This is a genomic window from Methanobrevibacter sp. (genome assembly GCF_045220775.1).
Classification (GTDB): domain Archaea; phylum Methanobacteriota; class Methanobacteria; order Methanobacteriales; family Methanobacteriaceae; genus Methanocatella.
This window is the reverse complement of the sequence record NZ_JBGUWC010000077.1, coordinates 1-2366: the sequence shown is the minus strand read 5'-3', so window position 1 is coordinate 2366 and position 2366 is coordinate 1. Positions and strand designations below refer to the sequence as shown.

General features: G+C 33.1%; 5 protein-coding genes and 2 pseudogenes. All 7 read right to left on the bottom strand.

The window, feature by feature from the left end; translation table 11 throughout:
- A pseudogene (rpl6p, locus tag ACJROP_RS04530) lies at positions 1-124 on the bottom strand (50S ribosomal protein L6); the annotation flags it as partial.
- Between the two features lie 8 nt (positions 125-132).
- Positions 133-525, bottom strand: coding sequence for a 30S ribosomal protein S8 (locus ACJROP_RS04525; RefSeq protein WP_406534297.1), 393 nt, complete (start codon positions 523-525; stop codon positions 133-135).
- Between the two features lie 11 nt (positions 526-536).
- Positions 537-680, bottom strand: a complete 144-nt coding sequence (locus ACJROP_RS04520) for a 30S ribosomal protein S14 (RefSeq protein WP_292608552.1) — start codon at positions 678-680, stop codon at positions 537-539.
- A gap of 9 nt (positions 681-689) precedes the next feature.
- Positions 690-1202 (bottom strand): 50S ribosomal protein L5, encoded by a 513-nt coding sequence (locus ACJROP_RS04515; RefSeq protein WP_406534296.1) that lies wholly within the window; start codon positions 1200-1202, stop codon positions 690-692.
- Positions 1199-1927, bottom strand: a complete 729-nt coding sequence (locus ACJROP_RS04510) for a 30S ribosomal protein S4e (RefSeq protein ID WP_406534295.1) — start codon at positions 1925-1927, stop codon at positions 1199-1201. The genes ACJROP_RS04515 and ACJROP_RS04510 overlap by 4 nt, the downstream gene beginning before the upstream one ends.
- Before the next feature lies 1 nt (position 1928).
- Positions 1929-2279 (bottom strand): 50S ribosomal protein L24, encoded by a 351-nt coding sequence (rplX, locus tag ACJROP_RS04505; protein WP_406534294.1) that lies wholly within the window; start codon positions 2277-2279, stop codon positions 1929-1931.
- 9 nt (positions 2280-2288) lie between these two features.
- Positions 2289-2366: pseudogene (rpl14p, locus tag ACJROP_RS04500) on the bottom strand (50S ribosomal protein L14); the annotation flags it as partial.

Genomic DNA, 2366 nt, shown 5'->3' with positions numbered 1-2366 from the left:
GATAAGTAAATTTTCTGGAGTCTTCTCCATTAGGTCCTTTTACAGAAACCTCATTATTTTCAATTATAACTTCAACGCCTTCAGGGATTTCAATTTCTTCCCTTATAGCTGCAGCTACTACCATTTTATCACCTAATACATGTAAGCCAACAAACGTCCACCAATTCCTCTTTCCTTAGCCTCATAGTGAGTCATAATTCCTTCAGGAGTAGTGACAATTAAAATACCAAAGTTCTTTGCTGGCAAATATCTTTTTTCAAATTTCTCAAATTCATCTTTCTTAACAGCATGACGAGGTTTGATAACACCACATTTGTTAATGTTACCTTTTAATTCAACAGTGAATTTACCTGCCCTGTTGTCATCAATATATTCAAAATTACCAATATAATTCTCTTTTTGCATAGTGCTTAACACTTGTCCAATCAATTTGGAAGCAGGAGAAATAACACAAGAATCGTTTACTTGTAATTCGTTATTTCTGATATTTGTTAAAGCATCAGCAAGAGGATCCATAAGACTCATATTTAAAACCTCTAATTATATTTTTTAAATCCCATTTTAGGAGCTACTTCCCTAAAACATTGTCTACATAAATTTATACCGTATCTGCTAACCATAGCAGAATGGTCTCCACAACGACTACATTTTTTAGCAGCTTTTCCGTATTTTCTTGGCAAAATATCACCTTATTCAGTTACATAATTAACATTGAAATTTTCTTCCATGAATTTCATGGTTTCTTCTTTAGAAATTCTATGTTTTTGAGGAACTTTCTTTTGTTGGATTTTTCTTCTGGAAATTCTGTAACCTGGTTTTTCAAATGTAACAGAAACGTTCATACCGAAAATACCAATATCAGGGTTATATCTCATACCAGGGATATCGATATGTTCTCTAATACCAAAAGAAAGGTTTCCTTGAGCATCAAATTGAGTAGGTCTAATATTTCTACTAATACCTTCTAAAACCATATCAATAGCTTTGTCAGCTTTTTCTCCACGTAAAGTTAATTTACATGCAATTGGTTGTTTTTTCCTAATACCCCATTCTGGGTTAGTAACTTTAGAGTAGGTTTTGACAGGAGTTTGACCGAACATTTCTTCTAAAAGTGTAATAGCACGGGATAATTTTTCACCTGCTTCACCAACACCAATGCTGACTGTAGCCTTTTCGATACGTACTTCATTCATTGGGTTCATTTATTAACCTCCAATAAAGATATTGCTGGTGCATCGGTACCAACTACAAATGCATAATCTTTTAAAGTTAAAAATTCGTCTTTTGAACTGTTCTCAATAATAATAGTATTTGGATTAGTAGATTTGTTTTCAATAATTTCAGTTACGGTACCTAATTCACCAGTGTGTTTACCACCAGTAACAAGAACAGTAGCTCCTTCTTGTAAAGGATATGCTTCAACAATTTCTTGTTCAGGTACTTTTAAACAAATAACGTCTCCAACAGAGTAATCGTCTTCATCAATGATAACATTTTTACCATCATGAAGGTTTAATTGAGTTTTTCCACCTTTGATTGTGGTTTTGTTAACAATCTTAGATAATTTAGCACTACTATCATCAATTGAATCTAATTGTAATCTTCCTTTCCTATCTAAAAGAACTCTGTAAGATTCTTCAGTTTTAGGAATTTCAATAATATCCATAAATCCGACTGGGAATTTATAATCTTTAACAACTCTTCCATCAACTAAAACATTACCAGAGTTAATGATTCTTTTTGCTTCTCTAGCATTATCTGCTAATTTTAAAACATCTCTGATAACTAAGGTTAATGGAATAGAATCTATAATAGAGTGAGAACCTGGGGAAGGTTTTACAGTCCAGGTGTCTTCTTTAGGATGGATAGGCCAGGATTTTGGTGCCTTATATCTTTTAAGATGTTTTCTAGATCCCATTTTAGCCATATTAATTATCTCCTTTATCTTTAATTCTTCTATCGTCTTTTAAGTCTGCATCAATAATCACTAAGTTAGATGGATCAACTGGGAGAAAAGTAGCAGTTCCATCAGGTTTTGATAAAGTAACTTCTTCAATGGTTACTTTGTAAGAACCGTAGTCTACAGTAAGAACTTCTCCTTCATGTCCTTTAAAATCTCCACGGACAACTCTAACTTTGTCACCGGATTTAACAGGTAAAGTTCTTTTTCCAATTTTTTCCCTTAAATCATTACTTAAAGAAACACTTAAATGTTTTCCACGTGCATGAGCAGGAGCATTATAAAGAGCTTTTCTTTGTTTTCTTGGTTGTTTTGACATTTTTTCACCTTATACTAAAATACTTGCTGCACTACCAACACTAGGCCATCTGTCAGCTGCTTCTTTAGCAACAGGACCTCTAATTTC

Bases quoted from the DNA above. Each gene is read 5' to 3' on its own strand.
- ACJROP_RS04510 (WP_406534295.1), bottom strand. From the start codon at position 1,927: ATGGCTAAAATGGGATCTAGAAAACATCTTAAAAGATATAAGGCACCA.
- ACJROP_RS04525 (WP_406534297.1), bottom strand. From the start codon at position 525: ATGAGTCTTATGGATCCTCTTGCTGATGCTTTAACAAATATCAGAAAT.
- ACJROP_RS04515 (WP_406534296.1), bottom strand. From the start codon at position 1,202: ATGAACCCAATGAATGAAGTACGTATCGAAAAGGCTACAGTCAGCATT.
- rplX (WP_406534294.1), bottom strand. From the start codon at position 2,279: ATGTCAAAACAACCAAGAAAACAAAGAAAAGCTCTTTATAATGCTCCT.